Below are 24,990 nucleotides of genomic sequence, written 5' to 3'. Positions count from 1 at the left end.
GGACCCGCAGGGGCCTGAAAGGGAAACCATGAACGCACTGGAGCGCGACGCCGCGACGCCGCCCGCCGGGCTGCTGACCGACCTGATCGAAGCACGGGCGGCCGCCGCGCCCGAGGCCGTCGCGGTGATCGCCGACGGCCGGGCGAGCACCTACCGGGAACTCGACCACCGGGCGAACCGGATCGCCCGCCGGCTGATCCAGCTGGGCGCCGCGGCGGACGTCCCGATCGGGGTGTGCCTGCCGCGCGGACGGGATCTCCTGCCCGCTCTCCTCGGCGTGTGGAAGGCGGGTGCGGCGTATCTGCCGCTCGACACCGCACTCCCCGTCCAGCGGCTGGAGTACATGCTCGCGGACAGCGGCGCGCCCGTGGTCATCTGCTCCTCCCGGTCGTCCGAGCGGATTCCGCCCGGATACCGCGGGGCCGTCCTCGCGCTCGACGACGACGGGGCGGACGTCGAGGCGCAGCCGCCCGTCGCCCCGGACCGGCACACCGATCCGGAGCAGCTGGCCTACCTCATGTACACCTCGGGCTCGACCGGGACCCCCAAGGGCGTCATGGTCAGGCAGCGGGCGCTGGTCAACCTGGTCTCCTCCATCCTCGACGACGCCGGGGCGGGCCACGGCGGCACCTGGCTCGCGAGCACGTCGGTCTCCTTCGACATCTCGGGCGTGGAGATGTACGCGCCGCTGGCGTCCGGTGGCCGGGTGGTGCTGGCGTCCGACGCCGAGGCCAAGGACCCCACGGCCCTGCTGCGGCTGATGGACGCGCACGGCGTCACCGATGTGCAGGCCACCCCTTCGGGCTGGCGGCTGCTGCTGGCCTGCGGCTTCGACCGGCCGGCGGTGCGCGTCCTGGTCGGGGGCGAGGCGCTGCCGGCGAAGCTGGCCGCGGAACTCCGCCGCCGGGCCGCGAAGGTGACCAATGTCTACGGGCCGACCGAGACGACCATCTGGTCGATGTTCTGGGGGGTCCCCGAGGAACCGGACCGGGTTCTCCTCGGCCGGCCCCTCGCGCGTACCCAGGCGTATGTGCTGGATCCCACGGGACGGCCGGTTCCCGACGACGGGACCGGCGAACTGTATCTCGGCGGTGAAGGGCTGGCCCGGGGCTACGCCAACCGCCCCGGCCTCACCGCGGAACGGTTCGTGCCCAACCCCTTCGGAGCGCCCGGAACACGTCTGTATCGAACCGGTGATCTGGTACGGCAGGCTTCCGGTTACACGATAGAATTCATGAGCCGGATCGATGATCAAGTGAAGATCCGGGGCTATCGCATCGAGCTTGGAGAAATCCAGGCACGGCTGATCGAACATTCCGATGTCCGTGATGCCGTCGTCACCGTTCGCTCGTCAGAGGACGGTGACAAGCGTCTCGTCGCGTATCTGGTCCCCACACCAGGTCGCCGGCCCGATGTGGCAGACATTCGAGCGCATCTCGCTGCCACCCTTCCCGATTACATGATTCCCCCCACGTTCATGGCGATCGGCCGAATCCCGTTGAACACCAGCGGAAAGACCGATTACCGCGCGCTGCCGGATCCCGGGCGAAGGGCCCGTCGCCCGGCGGGGACCGGCCGGTAGGCCGTGCCGCCGTAGCCCGGCCCGAGGACCGGGCTACGGCGACTCCTCACCGCACGCACGTCGGGGGCGTCCGACCGCTGAGGAGCCACATGCACACCGGTCAGGTTCCTGAACTGACCTCCGCCGCCCCCCACTTCTTCACCGACCCCTACACCGCGTACCGCGCGCTCAGTGCCGAAGGCCCTGTCCAGCGGGTACGCATGCCCGACGGGCAGCCGGTCTGGCTCGTCCTCACCTACGACGCCGTCCGCACCGCGCTCGCCGATCCCCGGCTGCGCAACGACAGCCGGCACTCGGCCTCCTACCAGGACGACCAGGACTCCGCCGTCGGCCGCAACATGCTCAAGGCGGACCCCCCGGACCACACCCGGCTCCGGTCCCTCGTCGCCCGCCAGTTCACCGCCCGGCGCGTCAACCAGCTGCGCGCGCGTATCGAGCAGATCTCCGGTGAACTCATCGACACCATGGCCGAGTCGAGCGGCGCCGACCTCGTCGGCGCCTACGCCATCCCCCTGCCGATCACCGCCATCTGCGAACTCCTCGGCGTGCCCGCCGTGGACCGCGAGGCGTTCCTCGGCTGGTCCAACAAGCTCGTGGACGTCGCCGACCCACAGGCCGCCGCCGTCGCGGCCACCGCGACGGCCGCGATGACCGACTACCTCACCGGCCTCATCGAGGAGAAGCGGCACCGCCCCCTGGCGGACGACGCCGACCTGCTGCACGTCCTCGCCCACGCCCAGGACGAGGACAGCGACCGCCTGTCGCCGGACGAACTCCTCGGCATGTCCTTCCTGCTGCTCGTGGCCGGACACGAGACGACCGTCAACCTCATCTCCAGCGCCGTCCACCTGCTGCTGCGCGACCCCGCCCAACTCGCCGCCCTGCGCGCGGACCCGGGGCTGCTGCAGAACACGGTCGAGGAGACACTGCGCTACGAACCCCCGATCCAGGTCGCCGCCTACCGCTACACCGCCGAGGCCATGACCCTGGCGGACATCTCGATCCCGCAGGGGGAACGCGTGGTGCTGTCGCTGGCCTCCGCCAACCGCGACCCCTCACGATTCACCGACCCCGACCGGTTCGACATCCACCGCGACATCACCGAGAACCGCGCCCAACTCGCCTTCAGCCACGGCATCCACCACTGCCTCGGAGCACAGCTCGCCCGGCTCGAAGCCACCGTGGCGCTGACCGATCTGCTCCAGCGCTTCCCCCGCCTCGCCCTGGACGACACCGCCGCCGCTCCCGAGTGGCGGCCCAGTCTGCTCCGCGGCCTGCGCAGGCTCCCCCTCCGCTGGTAGCGCTCACGGCACCCACGCAGTGAGGCGAGGCGATCCGCAGCGTCAGCGAACGACTGCGGATCGCCTGGCCGTTCCGGTACGCGGGCTACGGAAGCGGTGATCGGCAGCGCCTTCCCCGGAATTCCATATAGCCGGTGTATAGGCGCTCCTTGCACGGTGGACCCGCGCACTGACCACGTTCATATATCGGCTGTCCTGGAGGAGACCGGTGACCCGTACGGGCGGCAAATGGTTCCAAAAACACGGCACGAGCGCTGATCCCGATCTGCGCCTGGTGTGTTTCCCGCACGCCGGAGGGGTGCCGAGTTTCTTCAACAGCTGGCCGCGCCATCTGCGGTCCGGAATGGAACTCCTGGCGGTGTGTTATCCCGGCCGGCAGGCCCGCTTCGGCGAGCCGTACGCGGAAAGCCTGGAGGACCTGGCCGACCAGATAGCCGACGCGCTCCGCCCCTACGACGACAAGCCGCTGGCCCTGTTCGGACACAGCATGGGCGCGGCGGTGGCCTACGAGGTCGCGCTCCGGCTCGACGAGAAGTACGGCGTGCAGCCGGTCCGGCTGTTCCTGTCCGGGCAGTCGGCGCCGCATCGCGCCGAGCGGTCGAACCTGCACCTCGAGGACGACGCGACCCTGATCGCGGAGGTGAAGCAGCTCGGCCTGTCGACCGCCGACGCCATGGAGCACCCCGAACTGCTGGAGATCGCGCTCCCCACGCTGCGGGCGGACTTCCGCCTCGTCGAGACCTACGACCCGCCGTTGACGAAGATCAAGAGCCCCATCGTGGCCTACGTCGGCGACCAGGACCCCGACTGCCCGCCCGACGCGGTGTGCGCCTGGTCGGACCTGACCACCGGGACCTTCGAGTTCCGCGGCTTCCCCGGCGGGCACTTCTACCTGGAGGGGTACGAGTTCGACCTGCTGCTGCACATCGTCGGGCACCTCAAGGACGACCTCCGCCTGGCGGGAGCCGTGCGGGCGGCCGGCACCAGGCAGCCGGTGCCGTCCGCCTCCGCCCCGCGCACCGGCGGCACCCGATGAGCGTCACCCACCCGCTCTCCCACGCCCAGCAGGCCCAGTGGTTCCTCCACGCACTGGCGCCCGGCAGCGGCGCGTACAACACCGGTATCGCGGTCCGCGTCCGCTCGGCCGTCGACGTCCGGGCGCTGCGCGAGGCGGTGACGGCGATCGGCCCCCGGCACGGGATGCTCCGCTCGCGCTACGCCGAGGCCGACGGCCGGCCGGTACGCGTGGAGTCGGCCACCAGCCCGGTCCGCCTGGTCGAGCGCGCCTGCGCCGGTGCCGACGACGAGGAGCTGCGCGCCGCCGTCCGCGCCGAGCTCAACGCCCCCTTCCCGCTCCGCGACGACGTACCGTTCCGGTTCGTCCTGCTGACCAGGAGCCCCGAGGACGCGGTGCTCCTGGTGGCCGGACACCACATCTCCACCGACGCCGTGTCGAACACGCTGCTGCTGCGCGACCTCCTTGAGGCCTACGAGGAGCTCAGCACCGGAGCCGACGCGCCGTCGCTGCCGCCCACCGCGGACTACGGCGATCACGTCGACAAGGAAGCGCGGGTGCTCGACTCGGCCCGCGGCAGGGCCATGGAGGAGTACTGGAGCGGTGTGAGCGTCGGCTCGACGCCCGCCGGCCTGCCCACCGACCACCCCAGGCCGACGGCCCAGTCCTTCACGGGGGACACCCTGCGGGAGACCGTGCCCCCGGAACTCGCCGACGCGCTGCGCACCTTCGCCCTGCGGTCGGGAGTCACGTCGTACGCCGTCCTGCTCGGCGTGTTCCAGAGCGTGCTCTACCGCCACACCCGGCAGGGCGACTTCGCCCTCGGCGTGCCGACCACCACACGGCTGAGCAGCAGGATGCGCGACGTGGTCGGCAACTTCATGAACACCGTCGTCCTGCGGGCCCGGTTCGGCGCGGCCACCACGTTCAACGACGCGGTGCGCGCGACCGACGAGCAGCTCAAGCTGAGCATGGACGCGGTCCGGTATCCGTTCTCGCTGCTCGCCCGCGCGTCGGGTGCCTCGCGTACCGCCGGCCGGTCCCCGATGTACCAGATCACCTTCAACATGCTGGCGACGGCCCGCTTCGACGCCCAGCTGCGGCCCGTGCTGGACACGACGCGCCCCGACCTCGTGACCCGGCACGCCGGGTTGCTCCTGAGCCCGTACCACCTGCCCCAGCAGGAGGGGCAGGTCGACCTGGCCGTCGACGTCCTCCAGGGCGAGGACACGCTGGCCGTCGACTTCCGCTACGACAGCCGGCTCTATGAGCGGGCGACCGTGGAGCGGCTGGCCCAGCACTTCCTGCGGGCCCTGGACATCGCCACCCGGACCCCGGACCTGCGCGTCGCCGCGGCCCGGCTCTGGGACCGCGCCGATGTCCGGCGCCCTCCCACTCGCGGTGGCGCACCCCGCGACAAGCAACCCTCCGCTCTGCTCTGAGCACTGTCACGTTAGGAAGAAGGGACCGCGGCTATGCGCGAGAACCTGGTGGAACGGCTTCTGCAGCACGCACGCACGGTGCCGGACAAGGACGCCGTCGTCTTCGTGCGGATGCACGGGGCCGAGCCGATGCCGGAAAGGGTGACCTACGCGGAGCTGGACCGCGACGCGCGCGCCATCGCCGAATGGCTGCGCGGCCGCTGCTCGGCGGGCGACCGGGCACTGCTGCTGTACCCCAACGGCCTCGACTTCGTCCGGGCCTTCGTGGGCTGTCTGTACGCCGGGGTCATCGCCATCCCCGCGCCGGTGCCGGACAACAACGGCCGGCGCGGGTCGCGCACCTCCGCCATCGCGGACAACGCCCAGGTACGCCTCGTACTCACCGACTCCGGGCACCTGGAGTCGGTGACCGAGGCCGTCCAGCAGTCGGGGCTGGAGGACGTCCCGTGCGTCGCCACCGACGCCACCGACTTCGGTGACGGCGCGAACGGCACCGTGCTGTCACCCGATGACGACACCGTGGCCTTCCTGCAGTACACCTCGGGTTCGACCAGCGACCCGAAGGGCGTCATCGTCCCGCACCGTTCGCTCACCGCCAACCTCCGCTTCATCGCGGACTCCTTCGGGCTGGACCACGAGGACACGGTCTCGTGCAGCTGGCTGCCGCTCTACCACGACATGGGCCTCATCGGCATGCTGCTGACGCCGCTGCTCATCGGCGGCACCGCCGTGCTGATGGCGCCCGGCGACTTCCTGCGGCGCCCGCACGCCTGGCTCCGGCTGTTCCAGGACCACCGCGGGACGTTCACCGCGGCCCCGAACTTCGCCTACGACATGTGCGTGCGGCGGGTGTCCCAGCAGCAGCTCGCCCAGCTGGACCTGTCCACGCTGCAGGCGGCCGTCAACGGCGCGGAGCCGGTCATCGCCGCCACCGTGGACCGCTTCAACAAGTACTTCGCCCCCGCGGGACTCCGCCCCGATGCCGTCAAGCCCAGCTACGGCATGGCCGAGGCCACCCTGCTGGTCACCGGTACCCCGCACGGCCGCGGTCAGCTCATCACCCGGGTCGACGGCGCGGAACTGGAGCAGAACCGCTTCGTGGCGCAGTCCGAGGACGGCGACGGCCCGCTCATGGTGAGCAGCGGCCCCGTGGACCGGCTCGACGTGCGCATCGTGGACCCGGCCACCCGCGCGTCCCAGCCCGACGGCCGGATCGGCGAGGTGTGGCTGCGGGGCGAGAGCCTCGCGATCGGATACTGGAACAACGAGGCGGAGACCGAGCGGGCCTTCAACGCCGGGACCAGCGACGGGGAGCAGGGCTTCCTGCGCACCGGAGACCTCGGCGTGCTGAGCGGCGGCGAGCTGTACATCACCGGCCGCAGCAAGGACGTCATCATCATCCACGGCCGCAACCTCTACCCGCACGACATCGAGCGCGAGACGTCCCAGCTGCACTCCGCGCTCCACGGCCTGCAGGGCAGCGCCTGTGTGGTGCCCGTCGGTCAGGAGGAGGAGATCGTGGTGATGCACGAACTCAGCCCCGTGGAGAGCTCCGGACTCGACCTGGCCGACCTGGCCCGCGGCATCCGGGAGGAACTCGCCGCGACGTTCAGGGTGCGGCTGCCCAGCGTGGTGCTGCTGCGCCCCGGGCACGTCCGCAGGACCACCAGCGGCAAGGTGCAGCGGGCCCTGATGCGTGAGCTCTTCATGACCGGCGGCCTCAAATCCGTCCACGAGGAACTCAGCGCCGAGGTCAGCCGCCGTTACCGGGCGGGCGACGCGGACGGCGCCACCGCCGCGCCGGGTGACGCGGCATGAGGCACTCCGCGTACCGCGTCGCGGAGGAGTTCGACCACCTGCTGGGCGACCCCCGCGACGCGGGCCGGCTGTTCTCCCACGCGCGCTCCCTCGTGCTGGACGAGCGTGAGGAGTTCCCGCTGGAGATCTGCCGGGAGCTGGATCTGCTCGGGCTCCCCGCGCACTACGTGCCCGTCGCCCACGGCGGAGCGATGCGTGCCTTCGAGGACACCCTGCAGATCATGCGGGGCATCGCCCGCCGCGACCTCACGGTCGCCATCGCGCACGGCAAGACGTTCCTCGGCGCCGCTTCGGTGTGGGTCGCCGGGGATCCCCGGCAGAGCCGGGACCTGGGCGCCGAGGTGCTCCGGGGCACCCCCGTGTCCTGGGGCCTGACCGAGCGGGAGCACGGGAGCGATCTGCTCGCGGGGGAGGTATGCGCGGAGCGCACCGCCGACGGATACCGCGTGACCGGTGAGAAGTGGCTGATCAACAACGCCACCCGGGGCGACCTGGTCTGCGTACTGGCCCGCACCGCACCCGAGGGCGGTTCGCGCGGGTTCAGCGTCCTCATGATCGACAAACGCGGGCTGGGGCCGGGCAGTTTCCGCACCCTCCCGGCGGCCCGGCTGCACGGCATCCGGGGCGCGGACATCAGCGGTGTGGCGTTCACCGGGGCCGAGGTCGGCCGGTCCGCACTGATCGGCGCCGAAGGCGACGGTCTGGAGATCGTGCTGAAGAGCCTCCAGCTCACCCGCATCCTGTGCGCGGCACTCTCGCTCGGTGCGCTCGACCAGGCCCTGGACATGGCGACGGGATACGCGCTCGCCCGGCACAACCACGGCACGCCCCTGGTCGGACTGCCGCAGTCGCGGCGCCTGCTCGCCCGGTCGTACGCCGACCTGCTGACCGCCGAGGCCCTGACGGTGTTCGCGGCCCGGGCCCTGCACACCCTGCCCGGCGAGCTGTCGACCGTCTCGGCGGTGACCAAGTTCCTGGTCCCGACCCTGGCGGAACAGGCACTCGGCAGGCTGTCCAGGCTGGTGGGAACGCGGTCACTGCTGCTCGGGGACACCTTCGAGCACGGCCGTTTCCAGAAGGTACTGCGCGATCACCGGATCGTCGGCATCTTCGACGGCAGTTCGGTGATCAACCTGAACTCCCTGGTCAACCAGTTCCCGCTGCTGGCACGCGCGCACCGGCGCGGCGAGGTGGACGAGGCGGGGCTGCACGCCGCCGCCGGCCTGGCCGACCGCCTGCCCGAGCTGGACCCGGGGCGTCTGGAACTGCTGCCCCGCCGGGGCAGCAGCGTTCTGCACGCCGTGCCGGCCGCCGTGGCGGAGCTCCGCTCCCTCGCCGCCGCCGGAGAGGTCCCCGCCTCGCTGGCGCGGCGCGCCGTGGAGCTGGCCGAGGTGGTGGACGAGGTGATCGAGCAGATCGGCCGGCACAAGCCGGTCCCGGTGGCGGCGCCCGCCCGCAGTTTCGGGCTGGCCGAGAACTACGCGCGGTGCTTCGCCGCGGCGGCCGCCCTGCAGCTGTGGCTGCGCAACCGGTCCGCCGTCGACTCCGCGGCCACCCACGGGCTGTGGGAGTCGGGCCTGTGGCTGGAGTGCACCCTGACCACACTGCTGCGCCGGCTCCGCCCGACCCGGACCGAACACCTCGTCGCAGGCGGCGGCGAGGACCCGGAAGCGGTCGTCGACCAGCTGGTGGAGCCGCTCCTCGCCCAGCACGCGGCGGGACAACTGCCGTCACTACTGCCCTACTCACGGCTGGGGGCGCTCGTATGACCGTCATCGACCCATCGCCTCGGCAGGCCGAACGCCTCGGCCCGCTCGACGAGCTCGACACCCCGGAGCCGCTGGAAGCACTCTTCGGCGACCCCGCCGACCCCGGCAACCCGGTGGGCCACCAGGCCTTCGTCGACGCCGACGAACGCGGGGACTTCCTGCCCGCCGGCCGCAAGACGCTGGAATCCTTCGGGATCGGCGCGGAGTTCGTGCCGCGGGCGCTGGGCGGGCGCCTCGGCCAGGCCGACGACCTCGCCCGCGTGCTGCGCACGGTGTTCCGCCATGACGGCGCGCTGGCCCTGGGCCTCGGTGCCATCAACCTCATCGCCTCCTCCACCGTCTGGGCGGCCGGCGACGCCGGGCAGCGGCGCTGGCTGGCGTCCGTGCTGCTGGACAACCACCCGACCGCCGGTGCCATCACCGAGCTCGCCCACGGCGACGACCTCTCCAGGACCCGGTTGCGGGCGACGGAGCGGGAGGGCGGCGTGGTGCTCGACGGCCGCAAGGAAGTGATCAACAACGTCGCCCGGGCGCATGCCGTCACCGTCCTCGCGAGGACCAGCGAGGAACCGGGCAGCCGCAGCCACACGCTGTTCCTGGTCGACCCGGCCGCCGTGCCGCGCGAACGCATGCGTTTCCTGCCGAGGTACCGCACCTCCGGGATGCGCGGGACCCACCTGGGCGGGGTCGAGTTCCTGGACTGCCCGCTGCCCGCCTCGGCCGCGGTCGGCGGGTACGGCGACGCCATGGAGACCATCCTGCGCTGCTTCCAGGTCACCAAGTCCGTGGCCAGCGGAGCGGCCCTCGGCATGGTGGACACCATGCTGCGGACCGTGGTCGACTTCGGCACACAGCGCAGGCTCTACGGCCGGTCCGTGACCGAACTGCCCTACGTCGAGGCCGAACTGGCCGACGTCTTCACCGATCTGCTCATCTGCGACGCCATGACGACCACGGCGTGCCGGGCGCTGCATGTGCTGCCCCGGCAGACCAGCGTGTACGCGGCGGCCACCAAGTACCTGGTCCCCGAGATCGAACAGCACGCGGCCGACCGGCTCGCGCTGGTGCTCGGCGCCCGCTCCTTCCTGCGCGAAGGTCCGCACGCCGCGTTCCAGAAGCACTTCAGGGACCTCCCCGTCGCGGCCCTTGCGCACTCGGGGGCCACGGTGTGCCTGGCCACGATCATCCCGCAGCTGCCCCGGCTCGCGCGCCGCAGCTGGTTCACCTCGTCCGCGCCGGAACCGGCCCTGTTCCAGCTCGGCCGGCCCCTGCCGGACCTGGACTTCGGGCAGCTGGAGGCGAACGCGGGCCCCGACGACCAGATCGTCGCGACCCTGCTGGACGTCGGGCAGGACCGGGTCACCGACCCGACGCTGCGCACCCTGTGCGGGCGGCTCGTCGACGAGCTGCGCATCCTGCGGGACGGCTGGCGCGCACTCGCTCCGCGCAATCGCACGCCCTTCGCCGGCCCGGTCGGCTTCGAACTCGCCGAGCGGTACGCCGTCGTCCTCGCGGCCTCCGCCTGCCTGGGCGTGTGGTGGCACAACCAGGACCACCCCAACCCGTTCATGCGGGACACGGCCTGGGTCGTCAGCGCCCTGGACCGGCTGACGGTCCGGCTCGGCCACGAGCCGCTGCCACAGGCCCAATCCGCCACCCGGCAGGTCTTCGCCGAACTGCTCAGCCGGCACGCCGAACACCGGGCCTTCGACCTGATCGGCCGCCGCCTCCACTGAGCCGTCCCGGCCCCACCCGAACAAGCCCTACGAAAGGAACCACACGCGATGGCAACCTCCGCTCCTGCCCCCGGAACCAGGATCGTCGACCGGGAAGAGATCCGGAGCAAGCTGCTGAGCCTGGTGGCCTCCTACCTGGAGCAGCCGGTCACCGACATCCAGTCGGACGTCAAACTCGTGGAATACGGACTCGACTCGATCTTCGCGCTGACCCTGTGCGGCGACGTGGAGGACGAGTACGGCATCGAGGTCAAGTCCACCCTCGCGTGGGACCACCCCACGGTCGACGCGATCACGGACCACCTCTACGACACGCTCACCGCCGAGGCCTGACCGCCGGGCCCCTCCGAGCCGAAGTTCTCGCACCCGCTCTCCGGACGGAACGTATCGTGACCAAGAGCCTCACCACATCGTCGTCGCACTTCGAGCCCGCGCTCCTGGGGGTCGGTTCCTACCGGCCGCGTCGTGTCGTCGACAACGACGAAATATGCCGGCACATCGACTCGTCGGACGAATGGATCCGCTCGCGGACCGGAATCGTCAGCAGGCGGTGGGCGGGCGCCGACGAGTCGCTCGCCGACATGGGCGAACTCGCCGCGGAGAAGGCGCTCGCCGCGGCAGGAGTCCTGCCGGAGGACGTCGACTGCGTGATCGTCGCGACGTTCACGCACCTGCAGCAGACCCCGGCCGTGGCCGCGGTGATCGCGCACCGCATCGGGGCCGTCGCGGCCGCCGCGTTCGACGTCTCCGCGGGATGCGCCGGCTTCGTGCACGGCCTGGCCCTGGCCGCGGACACGGTCCGCAGCAGGGGGCGGCACGTCCTGGTCATCGGAGCCGAGCGGATGACGGACCTGCTCGACCTGGAGGACAGGTCGACCGCCTTCATCTTCGGTGACGGCGCCGGCGCGGTCGTCCTCGGCCCGGCGGCCAAGCCGGGCGTGGGCCCGGTGGTGTGGGGCGCCGACGGCTCGCAGGCCGACGCCATCGCGCAGACCGTGCCCTGGGACGCGGTGCGCGACTCGCCCGGCCAGAGATGGCCGGCGCTGCGGCAGGACGGCCAGAAGGTGTTCCGGTGGGCCGTCTACGAGATGGCGAAGGTCGCCCAGCGGGCACTGGACGCCGCGGGACTTCAGGCAGGTGACCTGGACGCCTTCATCCCGCACCAGGCCAATGTGCGCATCATCGACGGCCTGGCGAAAGGCATCCGGCTGCCGGACCACGTGGTGATCGCCCGGGACATCGTCACCACGGGCAACACCTCGGGAGCCTCGGTTCCGCTGGCCATGGACGCGCTCCTGGGCGCCGGCGAGGTCCGCTCGGGAGGGCTGGCCCTGCTCCTGGGATACGGAGCGGGCCTGTCCTACGCCGCGACAGTGGTCGAACTGCCCTAGGCCCTGTCCCGGCCCGCCCTCTCACCGTCTCTTCAGGGAGCGAGCCCCGATCCCCCGAGGCTGCGGCCGTGGCGCACGGCCGCAGCCTGGGGCGCCGCCTCCTGGAGAGACGCTGAGAGGGCGGGCCGGGCCGGTACACCCGGCGCATGGGTGGGTTATCCCTACCGTCACCTCGTGGGCTGCCCCGCTACCCCGCCCGGCCGCCGACTGGCTAGCGTTCAGGCAGATCGTTTTTGGACCCCGACCGGGAAGTTGACCGATTCCCCGCGCCGTTGGTGAGGACGGGGAAAGGGGGCTCCCCTCCTTTCAGACGAGGAGTTCTGAAATCAACACGTTGACTCGCGCTTCCCGGCGGTCCGTCGGAATCGCCCTGACCGCGCTTTCGACCGCCGTCGTCCTCGCCGGGTGCAATCCCACGACGGCACTCCACCGCACCAGCTACTCGCAGACGAGCCAGCTCTCCGTCCAGCCCGGCATGGCGCTGAAGGTCGACACCCCGGGTATCGGGGTGACCCTGAGCGCGGGCGACGACTCGCACGTGCGGGTCTCCGCCACCGGCGACTACTCCGATGCGCGCCCCCAGCTGTCGACGTCGAAGTCGGGCGACACCGCCGTCGTGAACGCCGGTTGCTCCGGCTCGTGCGATCTCCAACTGCACATCACACTCCCCGCCTCCATGAGCGCCCACGTGCAGAGCGGGAATTCCGAGATCGTCGCGGAGGGCCTCGCCGGCAGTCTCGACCTGCGCACCGGGGACGGCGCCATCACCGTCAAGCACCCGACCGGGCCACTGTCCCTGCACAGCGGGAACGGGCAGATCACCCTGTCCGACGCCGCGTCGCAGCGGGCCGGCCTCTCCACGACCGACGGGGCGGTCGACGCGGCCTTCACCACCGCTCCGGCCAACGTGAACATCGCCACCAAGGACGGCGCGGTCGACCTCGCCGTGCCCTCGGGGGCCGGCTACAGCGTCCTCGCCCACAGCACCGGTTCCACCCCGGAGGTGGACGTGCCGAACAGCCGTGGCGCGTCCCACGCGCTCACGGTCTCCACGGCCAGCGGCGGCGTCCACATTCACTGAGGCGAGAACACGGTGCCACGGAAACCACGCCCCTTCCCCTGCGAGAGGAAAACGGATATGCCTCGGATTGCCCAGGTGTGCGTCACGGTGCTCCTGGCCGGTGCCGCCTGCACGGCCCTTTCCCCGGTGTCCACCGCCGCGACCGGCCCCGCGCCGGCCGCCGTGAGCACGAACAGCACCGCCGCCTCGACCCCGCCGGCCGGCTACGTCTACCAGGCCGCCTGGATCACCACGCCGGAATACTGCGAGTCCCGGGGCAAGGAGGGGATTACCGAGGGCCGCTGGACCGCCTATCTGTGCCGCGAGGAGTACCGCGGAGGGACGGACATTCCCCTTCTTTACCAGGTGCTGTACGTGAAGAAGTGACAGTGGCCCCCCTTGCCTGACTGTATAAGGTCATGCAGAGTTCTTGTTGTCTGAATAGACGGCAGGATCGAATGTCTGGGGCGAGGGGAGTTCGGGCGTGATGTCGTCTCGCATCGTGCACGCACCGTGTTCCGTGCCGTCCCCGCGATCCGCGACCATCGTCCTGGACGGGTCCGCACTCGGCGTCGAGGACGTCGTACGCCTCGCCGACGGGGACGCGCACCCGGTCCCCGAGGCCGGCGCCCTGCGGCGCGCGGAGCGGTCCTGGACCACCGCCCGGCGGATCGCCGCCACCGGACGGGTCTACGGCCGCTCCACCGGCGTCGGCGCCAACCGCAACGAGGACGTGCCCACCGAGGCAGCCGCCGGACACGGCCTGCGCCTGCTGCGCAGCCACGCGGGCGCCATCGGCGAGCGGCTCCCGGCCCGCCAGGTGCGCGCGATGCTCGCCGTCCGCACCAACCAGCTGCTGGCCGGCGGCGCGGGCCTCAGGCCCGGCGTGATCACCGCCCTGTGCGAGTCCCTGGAGACAGGCGCGTATCCCGTCGTCAACGAGTTCGGCTCGGTCGGCACCGGCGACATCGCCGCCCTGGCCCAGGTCGGGCTCGCGCTCGCCGGGGAACACCCCTGGCACGGCCGGGGCGCCCCCGCGCCGCAGCCCCTCGACAACAACGACGCCCTCGCCCTGATCAGCAGCAACGCTCTCACCCTCGGCCAGTCCGCGCTCGCCCTGCACGAACTGCGCGGCCTCGTCGGCGCCACCCAGGTCGTCGCGGCACTGTCCCTGCTCGCCGTCGACGGCTCCCACGAGGCCTACGCCGCCCCCGTGCACGCCGCCCGCCCGCACCGCGGCAGCACCGAGGTGGCCCGGCGGATGCGGGAGCTGCTCGGCGCCGCCGACCGGCCGGCCCCGCCGCTCGGCCGCATCCAGGACCCGTACGGCCTGCGCTGCCTGCCCCAGATCCACGGCCCCGCGCACGACGCGGCCGACGCCCTGGAGCAGGTCCTGACCGTGGAGATCAACGCGGCGGCCGAGAACCCGCTCATCGCCCCCGAGGACCTCGCCGCCTACCACCACGGCGGCTTCTACCAGGCCCAACTCGCCCTCGCCCTGGACCACTTCCGGCTCGCGCTCACCCAGGTGGCCCGGCTGTCCACGTCCCGCCTGTCCACGCTCAACGAGCCCGCCTACACGCGGCTGCGCCCCTTCCTCGCCGACCACGAGCCGGCCTCCTCCGGCGTGATGATCCTTGAGTACGCGGCCGGAGCGGCCCTCGGCGATCTGCGGGCCTTCTCCGCCCCCGCCTCGCTCGGCCACGCTGTACTCTCCCGGGGCGTCGAGGAACAGGCGAGCTTCGCCTCGCTCGCCGCGCGGCAGACCCTGCGCGCGTGCGGTGCGTACCGTCTGGTGGTCGGCTGCGAACTCGTCGCCGCCACCCGTGCGCTGCGCCAGCGGGACCTCAGCCCCGACCCCGGGCTGCCGGTCGGCCGGGCGTTCGCGCTCGCCGAGACCGTCCTCGACGCCGACCCGGCCGACCGGCCGCTCACGGACGACGTGACGGCGGCGGCAGCACTGCTCGACCGGTTCACGGACATCTGGAGGGGAAGCGCGTCATGAGCGTGGACAGGAGTACCGCTGCGGGGGCCGGGGGAGGCGGCGCGTCCCGTGCGGCGTCCGGCGGGCACCCCGGTGCGGCCTCCGGCGGGCCGACCGACACCCCCGCGAACCGGCTGCAGGCGCTCTTCGAGGGACACCGGCTCACGCCGACCCAGCGCCGGATCGCGCACAGCATGGTGCGGCGGGCCGCCGACGTGCCCTTCCTGTCCAGCGTCGAGCTGGCCGAGCTGGCCGGGGTCAGCCAGCCGTCGGTCACCCGGTTCGCCGTCGCCCTCGGCTTCGACGGCTATCCGGCGCTGCGCAAGCACCTGCGCGAGGTCGTCCCCGCGGAACCGGCCGCCGAGGCGGGTGCCTTCAACGAGTACCAGCAGGCCGTCGAGGCCGAGATCGAGAACCTGAGGCACCTCGCCGAACTGCTCGCCGACCCGCGCCCGGTGCAGCGGGCCGGCCGGATCCTGGCCGCCTCCCGCCCGCTGCCGGTGCTCGGCCTGCGCGCCGCGGCCTCCCAGGCGTACGGCTTCGCCTACTTCGCCGCCAAGGTCCACCCGGACGTCCGGCTGCTCAACGAGGGCGGCACGATGGTCCAGGACCGGATCGACGCGGCCGTCCGCGCGGGCGCCTCGGCGCTGCTGTGCTTCGCGCTGCCCCGGCATCCCCGCGAGGTCGTCGACACCCTCGCCTACGCCAAGGACGTCGGCCTGACCACCGTCACGGTCGCCGACTCCGCGTTCGCTCCGGTCGCCAGGTACTCCGACCTGCTGCTGCCCGCCGCGGTCGGCACCGGGCTCGCCTTCGACACCGCGTGCGCGCCGATGCTGCTCGGACGGGTGCTGCTGGAGGCGGTCTGCGACGACCTGCCGCAGGCACAGGCCCGGCTGGAGGAGTTCGACGCGAAGGCGGCGGCCCGGGGTCTGTTCGTGGAGTGAGTGGCCGTCCCTCGCGTGTGCTCTCAGACTCGTCTCACGTTCTGCCACTAGCGTCGCTCACGAGACACAGGCGCTTTGCGGACACGTGACACGGGAGGCCGACGTGGCGCGCGGAGGACAGGGACTGGCCCGGGTGGCCGTCGTCGTACGGGCGGGGGCCGCCCCGCTGTGGTGGTCCGGCGTGTGCGCCGCCGGGATCGGTGTGCTGCCGCCGGGAGCGACCGGGCGCCGGATCGGGGTGCTCGCCGGGGCCGCGCTGTTCCTCGTGAGCGCGGCCGCCATGGCGCTCGTACGACGCGGGCGGTACCGCGCCCTCGCCCGCGGCGCGGCCCGCGCGGGCAAGTACGACGTGCTGCAGGACCGTGCGGTGACCATGCGCAACTGGCGCCGGGGGCACCGCTGGTGGCTGCTGTCGGCCTTCGCCGTCGCGCTCGGTTCCTCCTTCGCCGTGCCGGCGGCCGGCGGCATGCTGCTGGCCGGACTCGGCGCCGGGCTGCGCCTCAAGGCCGCCTGGATCGGCCGGCGGGAGCGGGCCGGGGAGACGCTGCTGTGGGTGCGCGTCGACTGGCTCGACCGGCGCGGCGGAGGCCCCGCGGGCAAGCCCGTCAAGGGCCTGCGCGGTACGGGCGTCGCGGCCGGCGACGCGGCCCCGGGCGGGGCCCGCCGCCGTACCGCGGCGCTGGTGTAGGCCTGTTCGCTCAGACCTCCAGTTCCTCCTCGATCTTCCTCAGCTGGTGCCGGGCCATCGCCAGGTTGGCCCGGGCGGAGTCCAGGACCAGGTAGAGGAACAGGCCGTTGCCGCCGCGGCTCCTGAGCAGGCGGATCAGGTGGTACTGGTCCGAGAGCGTGATCAGGACGTCCTCGATCTCGCCCTTGAGGCCCAGCATCTCCATCGTGCGCATCTTGGCGCGGATCACGTCGGTGTTGCCCGCCGCGGCCACGTTCAGGTCGAAGCTCTTGCTGCTGCCCATCGTGCCCAGCGCCATCCCGCTGGTGTAGTCGACGAGTGCGACGCCGGTGGCGCCCTCGATGGAGGTGAGGGCTTCCTTCAGGGCGGTCTCGGTGTTGGCCATGGTGGTCCTTTCGAACGGTCGGGTTGTCTCAGTTGTCGGTCGCGGTGTGTGCCTCGGCGGCCGTGGTGCGGGGCGTGCGGGTGGTGCGGGTGCGTGCGGGTGCGGTCCGGGTGGGGCGGCGGGCGGTCCGGGCGGCGGCTTCGGCGGCGTCGAGCAGCTCCCCGATGCGGGCGCCGGCCCGGCGGCCCTCCAGATGCAGCCGCCCGACGTTGACCCGGCCCTCGGCGAGCAGGGTCAGCACGGCGGTGCGGCCGGCGGCGTAGGTGGAGATGTAGCCGCGCTCACCGCGCACCAGCAGCTCCCGGAAGCCGCCGTGCCCGGTGGCGTCGCTGACCCGTACGGCGACGCCGAGCGCGGCGGCGGTGAGCGCCGAGAGGCCCTCGGGGTCGACGCCGGGGGTGTCGTGGGCGACGACGAGACCGTCGACGCCGGCCGCGAGCGCCCCGGTGAGCTGCGGCACCCGGGCGCGCAGCCGGTGCAGCTCGTCCAGGACCGTTTGCAGGTCCTCCTCGGACACCATCAGCTCTCTCCTCTCGGCGGGGCGGTGCCGTTCAAAGCGCCTCCAGTGCATCCCTGAGCCTCTTCAACAGCGCGATGTCGGGGTCGGTGACCGGGGGTGGGGGCGGTGGGGCGGGTTCGGGGACGACGGGTGGCAGGGGCGCGACATGGCCGGCCGCCGCGAGCCGGCGCACGTCGACCAGGGTGTGAAAGGCCTGCCGGCCCAGGTTCCGGGCGATCCCGGTGGCCGTGCGGATGCCGTCCACGCGGTCCAGGACCGCCCGTTGCCGGGGTGTGACGGGTGCGGTGCCGGCCGGTCCGACGGCCGGGTCCGCACGGATCAGCGGGGCGCTGTCGGCGGCCGGGTCGGGCCACAGCCGGTGCAGCATCAGACGGCGGCGCAGCGTCTCGCGTTCCAGCGCGACGACCGGGACCGAGGGCAACGGGCCGACGCGGGGCGCGTTGTCGTAGCGGAAGCGTCCCGGGGTGCTGCTCGGGGCCAGCGCGAAGTACCCGGCGTCGTACAGCGCGTCCAGATGGCACAGTTCCAGCGCGCCGGCGGGCAACACCCCGGACTCCAGGAGGAGTTCGGCGGCCTGCAGCGGGCCGGCCGTCGCGGTGGCGGCCCGCTGCCAGGCGGTGGCGGCGAGGGTGCCGTGGGCCGTGAGGAGCACGTCGAGGCCGGGGGCGAGCGGGCTCTCGGCGTGCACCACGCGGCCCTCGGCGAGGTACAGGGTGCCGTGCTCGCGGACCAGGACGCCGGTGGCCCGCTCCTCGGCGAGCCGGGTCAGCATCGGCGACAGCGCTCGTGGGGCCGCCTTGTCCCGCACCGGCAGGGGCGGCGGAGGTATCTGCACCACGGTCATCCCAGCACCAGCCGGTCCGCCATCTCGCCGAGCCGGATCCGGGCGAGCGCCAGATTGCCGTCCTCGCGGCCGAGCCACAGGTGCAGGAACACGCTGCTGTCGAAGGACGTGTCCACGAACCGCAGCAGGTGATAGCTGTCGCGGTTGCTGACGATCACGTCCTCGACCGGCGGGTGTCCGTCCCCCTGGGCCGCGAAGGCTCCGTGCTCGGCGGCCATCCGGGCGAGTTCGGCGGCCTCGGCGGCGGTCGTCTCGTGATCGCCACCGGGCGCCTCCCCGACCGTGCCGAGGGCCAGTCCGCTCGTCCAGTCCACCAGCGCCGCGCCCCGGGCACCCGGTAACCGCATCGCTTCCAGCAGGCACTCGTCGATTCCGGGCACCGTGGGCTCCCCTCCCGCCTGGGACTCCGGCTGAGTGACAGCGACACTACGCACGGTGCGCGCGGAAGGGCGAGCCTTTGGCATTTTCCGGTGGAACATGCGTCCGGGGTACTAGTGTGGGTCAACTGACGTCTGTGCCGGACGAGTTGATCCATTTGTTCGAGGGTGCAGGGGGTGCGTCAACGGCTCCCGGGGGCGCCGAGGGTGGTGAGCGCGGACGCATGCGCCCCGCCGGACTCGGCCACCACCTCGGCGACGGTCTGCGGCTCCCGTACGGTGGCGAAGGCGACCCCGCCCGAACCGTCCGGTGCGAAGCCGTGGATGCCGGGCCGGGCCAGGGAGTTGTAGGCGTAGTGGTGGGCGAAGTAGTACGCGCCCGTGTCCAGCGCCGCCGCGTAGTCGCCCTGCTCCAGCAGGGGCAGCGCGCGGCCCTCGGCCAGCAGGTCGCCGGAGAAGCAGGCCGGCCCGGCCACGTCCTGCACCACCTCGGGACCCGGCTTCGGCCGCCCCTTGGGGTCGTACGCGGCGATCCTGAGCGGCCACGCCCCCGGCGCGTACACCGTCCGCGTCGCCACCTGCACACCCGCGTGCGTCACCGCGATCCGCCGCCCGCCCGCGCTCTTGGCGTACTCCACCCGGGCCACCACCGTCCCGTGCTTGGCCAGCAGTGACCGCCCGAACTCGGTCACCAGCCCGTACCGCCCGTCGAACAGTCCCGGCACCCGCTCGGCCAGCAGTCGGGCGTACTCCGCGTACGACGGTGCCGTCGTCTCGGCCGCGAAGTTCACCGGCAGTCCGCCGCCGATGTCGAGCGTGTCGACCTGCCGCCGCCCCGCCCGCGCGTTGATCTCCTCCGCCAGCGCGTACGCCTCCGCCGCACCCCGTACCAGCAGGCCCAGCGGGATGCCCTGCGAGCCGGTGTGCGCGTGCAGCCGGGTCAGCCACGGCCGGTCCAGGTACGCCCGGACGACCCACTCGCGCGCCCCCTCGTCGCGCAGCGCCACCCCGAACTTCGAGGTCTCCGTCGCCGTCGAGGTCGCCCCGATCGCGCCGCCGCCGATCTGCGGGTTGACCCGGATGCCGAGGGGGGAGCGGGTGGGCGCGGACCGGATCAGGGCGTCCAGGCGGTCCAGTTCCTGCGGGTTGTCGGCGTTGACGGCGACGCCCAGCGTCAGCGCCTCACGCAGCTCGGCCGGGGTCTTGGCGGGCGAGTCCAGCACGGTCAGGGCGGGCGGCACCCCGGCCGCGCGGGCCAGCGCCAGCTCGCCCGGGCTCGCCACCTCCGCGCCGATCCCGGCCTCGTGCAGCAGGCGCAGCACCGGCACCAGCGGGGTCGCCTTCACCGCGAAGGCGTGCAGCACCGGCGTCCCCGGCGGCAGGACCGCGTCGAACGCCGACCGCAGCGCCGCCGCGGACTCCCGGATCCCGGTGACGTCCAGCAGCCCCACCACGGCGGCGTCCGGCCCCAGCAGGCCCTGCTCGACTGCGGCGCGCACCGCCTGGTCCCGCCGGGCGGCGCGCTCCTGTGCCTCGGCGGCCTCCGTCTCGATGTCCTGCGCCACGGCCTCTCTCCTCGTGTCCCCTCGTGTTCCTTGGTGCCCCGCTCGGATGCATCCAGCCAAACACCGATGGCGCGCGGACGCGTGCGCCCCGATGTATTGACTAGTTCTATTCAGGCGGTCAGGATGTGAATAGACGTAGTAACAGGAGGAGGCAGACGATGTCGGGACCCCGCCCCGTACGAGCACCGCGCGGCACGGAACTCAGCGCCCTGGGATGGCAGCAGGAAGCCGCTCTGCGCATGCTGCAGAACAACCTCGACCCCGAGGTCGCCGAGCATCCCGACAAGCTCGTCGTCTACGGCGGCACCGGCAAGGCCGCCCGTGACTGGCGCTCCTTCGACGCGATGGTCCGCACGCTGCGGACCCTCAAGCAGGACGAGACCATGCTGGTCCAGTCCGGCCGCCCGGTCGGCGTGATGCAGACCCACGAGTGGGCCCCGCGCGTCCTGATCGCCAACTCCAACCTCGTCGGCGACTGGGCCAACTGGGAGGAGTTCCGCCGTCTGGAGGCCCTCGGCCTGACCATGTACGGCCAGATGACCGCCGGCTCCTGGATCTACATCGGCACCCAGGGCATCCTCCAGGGCACCTACGAGACCTTCGCCGCCGTCGCCGCGAAGAAGTTCAACGGCACCCTCGCCGGCACCATCACCCTCACCGCCGGCCTCGGCGGCATGGGCGGCGCCCAGCCGCTCGCCGTGACCATGAACGACGGCGTCGCGATCTGTATCGACTGCGACCCGCGCGCCATCGAGCGCCGCATCGAGCACCGGTACCTCGATGTGAAGGCCGACAGCCTGGACCACGCCCTCCAGCTGGCGGTGGAGGCCCGCGACCAGCGCAAGCCGCTGTCCATCGGTGTGCTCGGCAACGCGGCCGAGCTGGTCCCGCAGCTGCTCGCGATGAACGCCCCCATCGACATCGTCACCGACCAGACCTCCGCCCACGACCCGCTGGCCTACCTGCCGGTCGGCGTGGCCTTCGAGGACATGGCCGACGCCGCCGCGAAGGACCCGGCCGGCTTCACCACGCGGGCGCGGGAGTCCATGGCCAGGCACGTCGAGGCCATGGTCGGCTTCATGGACGCCGGCGCCGAGGTCTTCGACTACGGCAACTCCATCCGCGGCGAGGCCCAGCTGGCGGGCTACGACCGGGCGTTCGCCTTCCCCGGCTTCGTCCCCGCGTACATCCGCCCGCTCTTCTGCGAGGGCAAGGGCCCGTTCCGCTGGGCGGCACTGTCCGGCGACCCCGCCGACATCGCCAAGACCGACAAGGCGATCCTGGAGCTGTTCCCGGAGAACGAGTCCCTGGCCCGCTGGATCAAGATGGCCGGCGAGCGCGTCCACTTCCAGGGCCTGCCCGCGCGCATCTGCTGGCTCGGCTACGGCGAGCGCGACAAGGCCGGCGAGCGCTTCAACGACATGGTGGCCTCCGGCGAGCTGGCGGCTCCGCTGGCGATCGGCCGGGACCACCTGGACTGCGGGTCGGTGGCCTCGCCGTACCGCGAGACCGAGGCCATGCTCGACGGGTCCGACGCGATCGCCGACTGGCCGCTGCTGAACGCGATGGTCAACGTCGCGTCGGGTGCCTCCTGGGTGTCCCTCCACCACGGTGGCGGCGTGGGCATGGGGCGGTCCATCCACGCCGGGCAGGTCACCGTGGCCGACGGGACGAAGCTGGGTGGCGAGAAGATCCGGCGCGTGCTCACCAACGACCCCGGTATGGGTGTCATCCGGCACGTGGACGCGGGGTACGACATCGCGGAGTCGGTCGCGGCCGAGCGCGGGGTCCGGGTGCCGATGCGTGAGGGTGACGAGGCGTGAGCCAGGATCCAGGCGGGCACAGCGGCAACTCTCCGGTGGGGGCTGAGGTCCCGGCGCCGGGTGCGGGTTCGGCTGTGCCCACCCTCCCCCACTCTCAACTTCGTTCGAGCGGGGGGACCCCCATCGCCCCGCGGAACGACTGCCCACAGCCGGTGCGGGGTGGGGGACACCGTGGTGCCTCCTTCCAGGAGATGTGGCGCGAGTTGCTCCCCGTCGGCCGGCACCCCGACTCCGGGGGTTACCGGCGCTTCGCCTGGACCGGGGCCGACGCCGACTGCCGGGCCTGGTTCCGGCAGCAGGCCGAGGACCGCGGGCTGGCGTACGAGGTCGACCGCAACGGGAACCAGTGGGCCTGGCTCGGCGACCCCGCCGCAGGCGACGCCGTCGTCACCGGGTCGCATCTGGACTCGGTGCCGGACGGGGGCGCCTTCGACGGACCCCTCGGGGTCGTGTCCTCCTTCGCCGCGCTGGACGAGCTGCGCGGCCGGGGCGTGCGGTTCGGCAAGCCCCTGGCCATCGTCAACTTCGGCGACGAGGAAGGGGCTCGCTTCGGGCTCGCCTGTGTCGGCTCGCGGCTCACCGCGGGGCAGCTGAGCGTCGAGCAGGCCCATCGGCTCACCGACGGCGACGGGATCACCCTGCCGCAGGCCATGGAGGCCGCCGGGTACGACCCCGAGGGCATCGGGGCCGACCCCGAGCGGCTGGCCCGGATCGGCGCCTTCGTCGAGCTGCACGTCGAACAGGGCCGCGCGCTGGACCTGTCCGGCGACCGGGTCGGCGTCGCCAGCGCCATCTGGCCGCACGGCCGCTGGCGGTTCGACTTCCGGGGCGAGGCCAACCACGCCGGTACCACCCGGCTGGTCGACCGCCGCGACCCGATGCTGTCCTACGCCGAGACCGTGCTCGCCGCCCGCCGCGAGGCCGCACTCGCCGGTGCCGTCGCCACCTTCGGGAAGATCACGGTGGAACCGAACGGCGTCAACGCGATCCCCTCGCTGGTGCGCGGCTGGCTCGACTCCCGCGCCGCCGACCAGGAGACCCTGGACACGGTGGTCGGGGGCGTGGAGAAGGCCGCACGCGAGTACGCCGACGCCCACGGCATCGACCTGGACGTCGTCCGGGAGTCCTTCACGCCGGTCGTGGAGTTCGATCACGCGCTGCGCGACGAACTCGGCCGCATCCTCGGCAAGGACACCGGTCTGAAGGCGCCCGTCCTCGGCACCGGGGCCGGACACGACGCCGGAATCCTCTCCGGCAGCATTCCTACCGCCATGCTGTTCGTGCGCAACCCCACCGGAGTCTCGCACTCCCCGGCCGAGTTCGCCGCCGAGGACGACTGCGTGGCCGGGGTGCACGCGCTCGCCGACGTACTGGAAGGGCTGGCCTGCAGGTGACCAAGGGGACCTACTGGTTGGAGCACGCCTGGCTCGGCGACCGGGTCGAGCCGGGGGTGGTGGTGGAGGTCGGGGACGGGCGGATCGGCGCGGTCCGCACCGGGGCGCCCACCCCGCCGCCCGGTGCCGAGGTGCTGCGCGGGCTCACCCTGCCCGGGCTCGCCAACGCCCACAGCCACGCCTTCCACCGGGCGCTGCGCGGCACCGTCCAGGTCGGCAGCGGCACCTTCTGGACCTGGCGCGAGGTGATGTACTCCGTCGCCGACCACCTCACCCCGGACACCTACCACGCCCTGGCGCGCGCGGTGTACGCCGAGATGGCCCTCGCCGGCATCACCTGTGTCGGCGAGTTCCACTACGTGCACCACGCGCGCGGCGGCACCCCCTACGCCGACCCCAACGCCATGGGCGAGGCGCTGATCGACGCCGCCGCCGAGGCCGGCATCCGGATCACCCTCCTCGACACCTGCTACCTCTCGTCCGGCTTCGGTGAGCCGCCCGACCCCCACCAGCTGCGCTTCTCCGACGGCAGCGCGGAGGCCTGGGCGGACCGCTGTGCAGTTCTCAAGGAACGGGATCACGCACGGATCGGGGCGGCGATCCACTCCGTACGGGCCGTGCCCGCCGGCCAGCTGGCGACCGTCGCCGGGTGGGCCGAACAGCGGCGGGCCCCGCTGCATGTGCACCTGTCGGAGCAGACCGCCGAGAACGACGCCTGCCTCGCCGCGCACGGCTGCACGCCCACCCGGCTGCTGGCCGACCACGGCGTCCTCGGCGCGCGCACCACCGGGGTGCACAACACCCACCTCACCGACGAGGACATCGCCCTGCTCGGCGGCTCCGGCACCGGCACCTGCATGTGCCCGACGACCGAGCGCGACCTGGCCGACGGCATCGGCCCGGCCGTCGCCCTGCAGCGGGCCGGCTCACCGCTCTCCCTCGGCTCCGACAGCCACGCCGTCATCGACCTGCTCGAAGAGGCGCGCGCGATGGAGCTGAACGAGCGGCTGCGCACCCGCACCCGGGGGCACTGGACGGCCGCCGCCCTGCTGCGGGCCGCCACCGCCGACGGTCACGCCGCCCTCGGCTGGGACGAGGCCGGCACCCTCGAACCCGGCGCCCTCGCCGACTTCACCACCCTCGCCCTCGACTCGGTCAGGACGGCCGGGCCGCTGCCCAGGCTGGGCGCCGAGACGGCCGTATTCGCGGCGGGCGCGGCGGACGTACGGCACACGGTCGTGGGTGGCCGGCACGTCGTACGCGACGGCGCGCACACGCTCGTACCGGACGTGCCGCAGGCGCTGGCCGCCGCTGTCGAAGCCCTGCGGGGCTGAGGAACGCCGACCCCC

General features: G+C 72.7%; 22 protein-coding genes. 17 read left to right on the top strand and 5 right to left on the bottom strand.

All coding sequences use genetic code 11. The features are described from left to right. The first annotated feature begins 28 nt into the window (after positions 1 to 28). The 14 genes from IE244_RS37175 (at position 29) to IE244_RS37110 (ending at position 16,733) form a co-directional block, all read left to right on the top strand. Entirely contained in the window at positions 29 to 1,582 is a 1,554-nt protein-coding gene (locus IE244_RS37175; protein WP_191877992.1) for an amino acid adenylation domain-containing protein, read from the top strand. Positions 1,583 to 1,671: 89 nt separating this feature from the next. Then, entirely contained in the window at positions 1,672 to 2,883 is a 1,212-nt protein-coding gene (locus IE244_RS37170) for a cytochrome P450 family protein (RefSeq protein ID WP_191877991.1), read from the top strand. 208 nt (positions 2,884 to 3,091) lie between these two features. Beyond that, a complete protein-coding gene (locus tag IE244_RS37165) occupies positions 3,092 to 3,919 on the top strand; it encodes a thioesterase II family protein (protein WP_191877990.1) in 828 nt (275 codons plus the stop codon). Then, the gene (locus tag IE244_RS37160) at positions 3,916 to 5,340 is read left to right on the top strand and encodes a condensation domain-containing protein (protein WP_191877989.1); all 1,425 of its coding nucleotides are present in this window, start codon (positions 3,916 to 3,918) and stop codon (positions 5,338 to 5,340) included. Before IE244_RS37165 ends, IE244_RS37160 begins: the two co-directional genes overlap by 4 nt. Before the next feature lie 33 nt (positions 5,341 to 5,373). Then, entirely contained in the window at positions 5,374 to 7,158 is a 1,785-nt protein-coding gene (locus tag IE244_RS37155; RefSeq protein ID WP_191877988.1) for a fatty acyl-AMP ligase, read from the top strand. Beyond that, on the top strand, positions 7,155 to 8,927 hold the full coding sequence (locus IE244_RS37150) for an acyl-CoA dehydrogenase family protein (RefSeq protein WP_191877987.1): 1,773 nt from the start codon (positions 7,155 to 7,157) through the stop codon (positions 8,925 to 8,927). The genes IE244_RS37155 and IE244_RS37150 overlap by 4 nt, the downstream gene beginning before the upstream one ends. Beyond that, positions 8,924 to 10,663 carry an acyl-CoA dehydrogenase family protein gene (locus IE244_RS37145; protein WP_191877986.1) on the top strand — a complete coding sequence of 580 codons (1,740 nt, stop codon included), beginning with the start codon at positions 8,924 to 8,926 and terminating at the stop codon, positions 10,661 to 10,663. Before IE244_RS37150 ends, IE244_RS37145 begins: the two co-directional genes overlap by 4 nt. A gap of 48 nt (positions 10,664 to 10,711) precedes the next feature. After that, on the top strand, positions 10,712 to 10,996 hold the full coding sequence (locus IE244_RS37140; RefSeq protein ID WP_031171271.1) for an acyl carrier protein: 285 nt from the start codon (positions 10,712 to 10,714) through the stop codon (positions 10,994 to 10,996). Positions 10,997 to 11,052: 56 nt separating this feature from the next. Then, positions 11,053 to 12,054, top strand: coding sequence for a beta-ketoacyl-ACP synthase III (locus IE244_RS37135; RefSeq protein ID WP_191877985.1), 1,002 nt, complete (start codon positions 11,053 to 11,055; stop codon positions 12,052 to 12,054). 334 nt (positions 12,055 to 12,388) lie between these two features. Beyond that, the gene (locus IE244_RS37130; RefSeq protein WP_191877984.1) at positions 12,389 to 13,135 is read left to right on the top strand and encodes a DUF4097 family beta strand repeat-containing protein; all 747 of its coding nucleotides are present in this window, start codon (positions 12,389 to 12,391) and stop codon (positions 13,133 to 13,135) included. A gap of 57 nt (positions 13,136 to 13,192) precedes the next feature. Continuing rightward, complete coding sequence (locus tag IE244_RS37125) at positions 13,193 to 13,501, top strand: hypothetical protein (protein ID WP_191877983.1); 309 nt, start codon at positions 13,193 to 13,195, stop codon at positions 13,499 to 13,501. 100 nt (positions 13,502 to 13,601) lie between these two features. After that, positions 13,602 to 15,119 (top strand): aromatic amino acid ammonia-lyase, encoded by a 1,518-nt coding sequence (locus tag IE244_RS37120; RefSeq protein ID WP_191877982.1) that lies wholly within the window; start codon positions 13,602 to 13,604, stop codon positions 15,117 to 15,119. Next, positions 15,116 to 16,045: a MurR/RpiR family transcriptional regulator gene (locus IE244_RS37115; RefSeq protein WP_229854669.1), complete on the top strand. Its 930-nt coding sequence runs from the start codon at positions 15,116 to 15,118 to the stop codon at positions 16,043 to 16,045. Before IE244_RS37120 ends, IE244_RS37115 begins: the two co-directional genes overlap by 4 nt. Positions 16,046 to 16,148: 103 nt before the next feature. Beyond that, a complete protein-coding gene (locus IE244_RS37110) occupies positions 16,149 to 16,733 on the top strand; it encodes a hypothetical protein (protein ID WP_191877981.1) in 585 nt (194 codons plus the stop codon). Positions 16,734 to 16,743: 10 nt separating this feature from the next. Here IE244_RS37110 and IE244_RS37105 read toward each other — a convergent pair whose 3' ends face one another. The 5 genes from IE244_RS37105 to IE244_RS37085 form a co-directional block, all read right to left on the bottom strand. After that, positions 16,744 to 17,118 carry a roadblock/LC7 domain-containing protein gene (locus tag IE244_RS37105; protein ID WP_191877980.1) on the bottom strand — a complete coding sequence of 125 codons (375 nt, stop codon included), beginning with the start codon at positions 17,116 to 17,118 and terminating at the stop codon, positions 16,744 to 16,746. Between the two features lie 28 nt (positions 17,119 to 17,146). Further along, positions 17,147 to 17,638, bottom strand: coding sequence for a roadblock/LC7 domain-containing protein (locus tag IE244_RS37100; protein WP_191877979.1), 492 nt, complete (start codon positions 17,636 to 17,638; stop codon positions 17,147 to 17,149). Between the two features lie 31 nt (positions 17,639 to 17,669). Further along, positions 17,670 to 18,482 carry a transcriptional regulator gene (locus IE244_RS37095; RefSeq protein WP_191877978.1) on the bottom strand — a complete coding sequence of 271 codons (813 nt, stop codon included), beginning with the start codon at positions 18,480 to 18,482 and terminating at the stop codon, positions 17,670 to 17,672. Beyond that, a complete protein-coding gene (locus IE244_RS37090) occupies positions 18,479 to 18,862 on the bottom strand; it encodes a hypothetical protein (protein WP_031171288.1) in 384 nt (127 codons plus the stop codon). Before IE244_RS37090 ends, IE244_RS37095 begins: the two co-directional genes overlap by 4 nt. Before the next feature lie 179 nt (positions 18,863 to 19,041). Then, positions 19,042 to 20,424, bottom strand: a complete 1,383-nt coding sequence (locus tag IE244_RS37085; RefSeq protein WP_191877977.1) for a type III PLP-dependent enzyme domain-containing protein — start codon at positions 20,422 to 20,424, stop codon at positions 19,042 to 19,044. A 158-nt stretch (positions 20,425 to 20,582) separates the two neighbouring features. Here IE244_RS37085 and hutU point away from each other — a divergent pair, with 158 nt between their 5' ends. The 3 genes from hutU (at position 20,583) to IE244_RS37070 (ending at position 24,975) form a co-directional block, all read left to right on the top strand. After that, positions 20,583 to 22,247 (top strand): urocanate hydratase, encoded by a 1,665-nt coding sequence (gene hutU / locus IE244_RS37080; RefSeq protein WP_031171293.1) that lies wholly within the window; start codon positions 20,583 to 20,585, stop codon positions 22,245 to 22,247. A 191-nt stretch (positions 22,248 to 22,438) separates the two neighbouring features. Continuing rightward, positions 22,439 to 23,641, top strand: a complete 1,203-nt coding sequence (locus IE244_RS37075; RefSeq protein WP_191877976.1) for an allantoate amidohydrolase — start codon at positions 22,439 to 22,441, stop codon at positions 23,639 to 23,641. Further along, a complete protein-coding gene (locus IE244_RS37070; RefSeq protein ID WP_191877975.1) occupies positions 23,638 to 24,975 on the top strand; it encodes a formimidoylglutamate deiminase in 1,338 nt (445 codons plus the stop codon). The genes IE244_RS37075 and IE244_RS37070 overlap by 4 nt, the downstream gene beginning before the upstream one ends. Positions 24,976 to 24,990 lie beyond the last annotated feature (15 nt).

The organism is Streptomyces filipinensis (assembly GCF_014649495.1).
Classification (GTDB): Bacteria; Actinomycetota; Actinomycetes; order Streptomycetales; family Streptomycetaceae; genus Streptomyces; species Streptomyces filipinensis.
The sequence above is the reverse complement of the archived record's forward strand: the minus strand, read 5'-3'. Positions and strand labels throughout refer to the sequence as shown.

What these genes read in the sequence shown, in the direction of transcription:
- IE244_RS37175 (WP_191877992.1), top strand. Translation starts at nt 29, where the DNA reads ATGAACGCACTGGAGCGCGACGCCGCGACGCCGCCCGCCGGGCTGCTG.
- IE244_RS37170 (WP_191877991.1), top strand. Translation starts at nt 1,672, where the DNA reads ATGCACACCGGTCAGGTTCCTGAACTGACCTCCGCCGCCCCCCACTTC.
- IE244_RS37160 (WP_191877989.1), top strand. Translation starts at nt 3,916, where the DNA reads ATGAGCGTCACCCACCCGCTCTCCCACGCCCAGCAGGCCCAGTGGTTC.
- IE244_RS37155 (WP_191877988.1), top strand. Translation starts at nt 5,374, where the DNA reads ATGCGCGAGAACCTGGTGGAACGGCTTCTGCAGCACGCACGCACGGTG.
- IE244_RS37150 (WP_191877987.1), top strand. Translation starts at nt 7,155, where the DNA reads ATGAGGCACTCCGCGTACCGCGTCGCGGAGGAGTTCGACCACCTGCTG.
- IE244_RS37145 (WP_191877986.1), top strand. Translation starts at nt 8,924, where the DNA reads ATGACCGTCATCGACCCATCGCCTCGGCAGGCCGAACGCCTCGGCCCG.
- IE244_RS37140 (WP_031171271.1), top strand. Translation starts at nt 10,712, where the DNA reads ATGGCAACCTCCGCTCCTGCCCCCGGAACCAGGATCGTCGACCGGGAA.
- IE244_RS37125 (WP_191877983.1), top strand. Translation starts at nt 13,193, where the DNA reads ATGCCTCGGATTGCCCAGGTGTGCGTCACGGTGCTCCTGGCCGGTGCC.
- IE244_RS37120 (WP_191877982.1), top strand. Translation starts at nt 13,602, where the DNA reads ATGTCGTCTCGCATCGTGCACGCACCGTGTTCCGTGCCGTCCCCGCGA.
- IE244_RS37115 (WP_229854669.1), top strand. Translation starts at nt 15,116, where the DNA reads ATGAGCGTGGACAGGAGTACCGCTGCGGGGGCCGGGGGAGGCGGCGCG.
- IE244_RS37105 (WP_191877980.1), bottom strand. Translation starts at nt 17,118, where the DNA reads ATGGCCAACACCGAGACCGCCCTGAAGGAAGCCCTCACCTCCATCGAG.
- IE244_RS37100 (WP_191877979.1), bottom strand. Translation starts at nt 17,638, where the DNA reads ATGGTGTCCGAGGAGGACCTGCAAACGGTCCTGGACGAGCTGCACCGG.
- IE244_RS37095 (WP_191877978.1), bottom strand. Translation starts at nt 18,482, where the DNA reads ATGACCGTGGTGCAGATACCTCCGCCGCCCCTGCCGGTGCGGGACAAG.
- hutU (WP_031171293.1), top strand. Translation starts at nt 20,583, where the DNA reads ATGTCGGGACCCCGCCCCGTACGAGCACCGCGCGGCACGGAACTCAGC.
- IE244_RS37075 (WP_191877976.1), top strand. Translation starts at nt 22,439, where the DNA reads ATGTGGCGCGAGTTGCTCCCCGTCGGCCGGCACCCCGACTCCGGGGGT.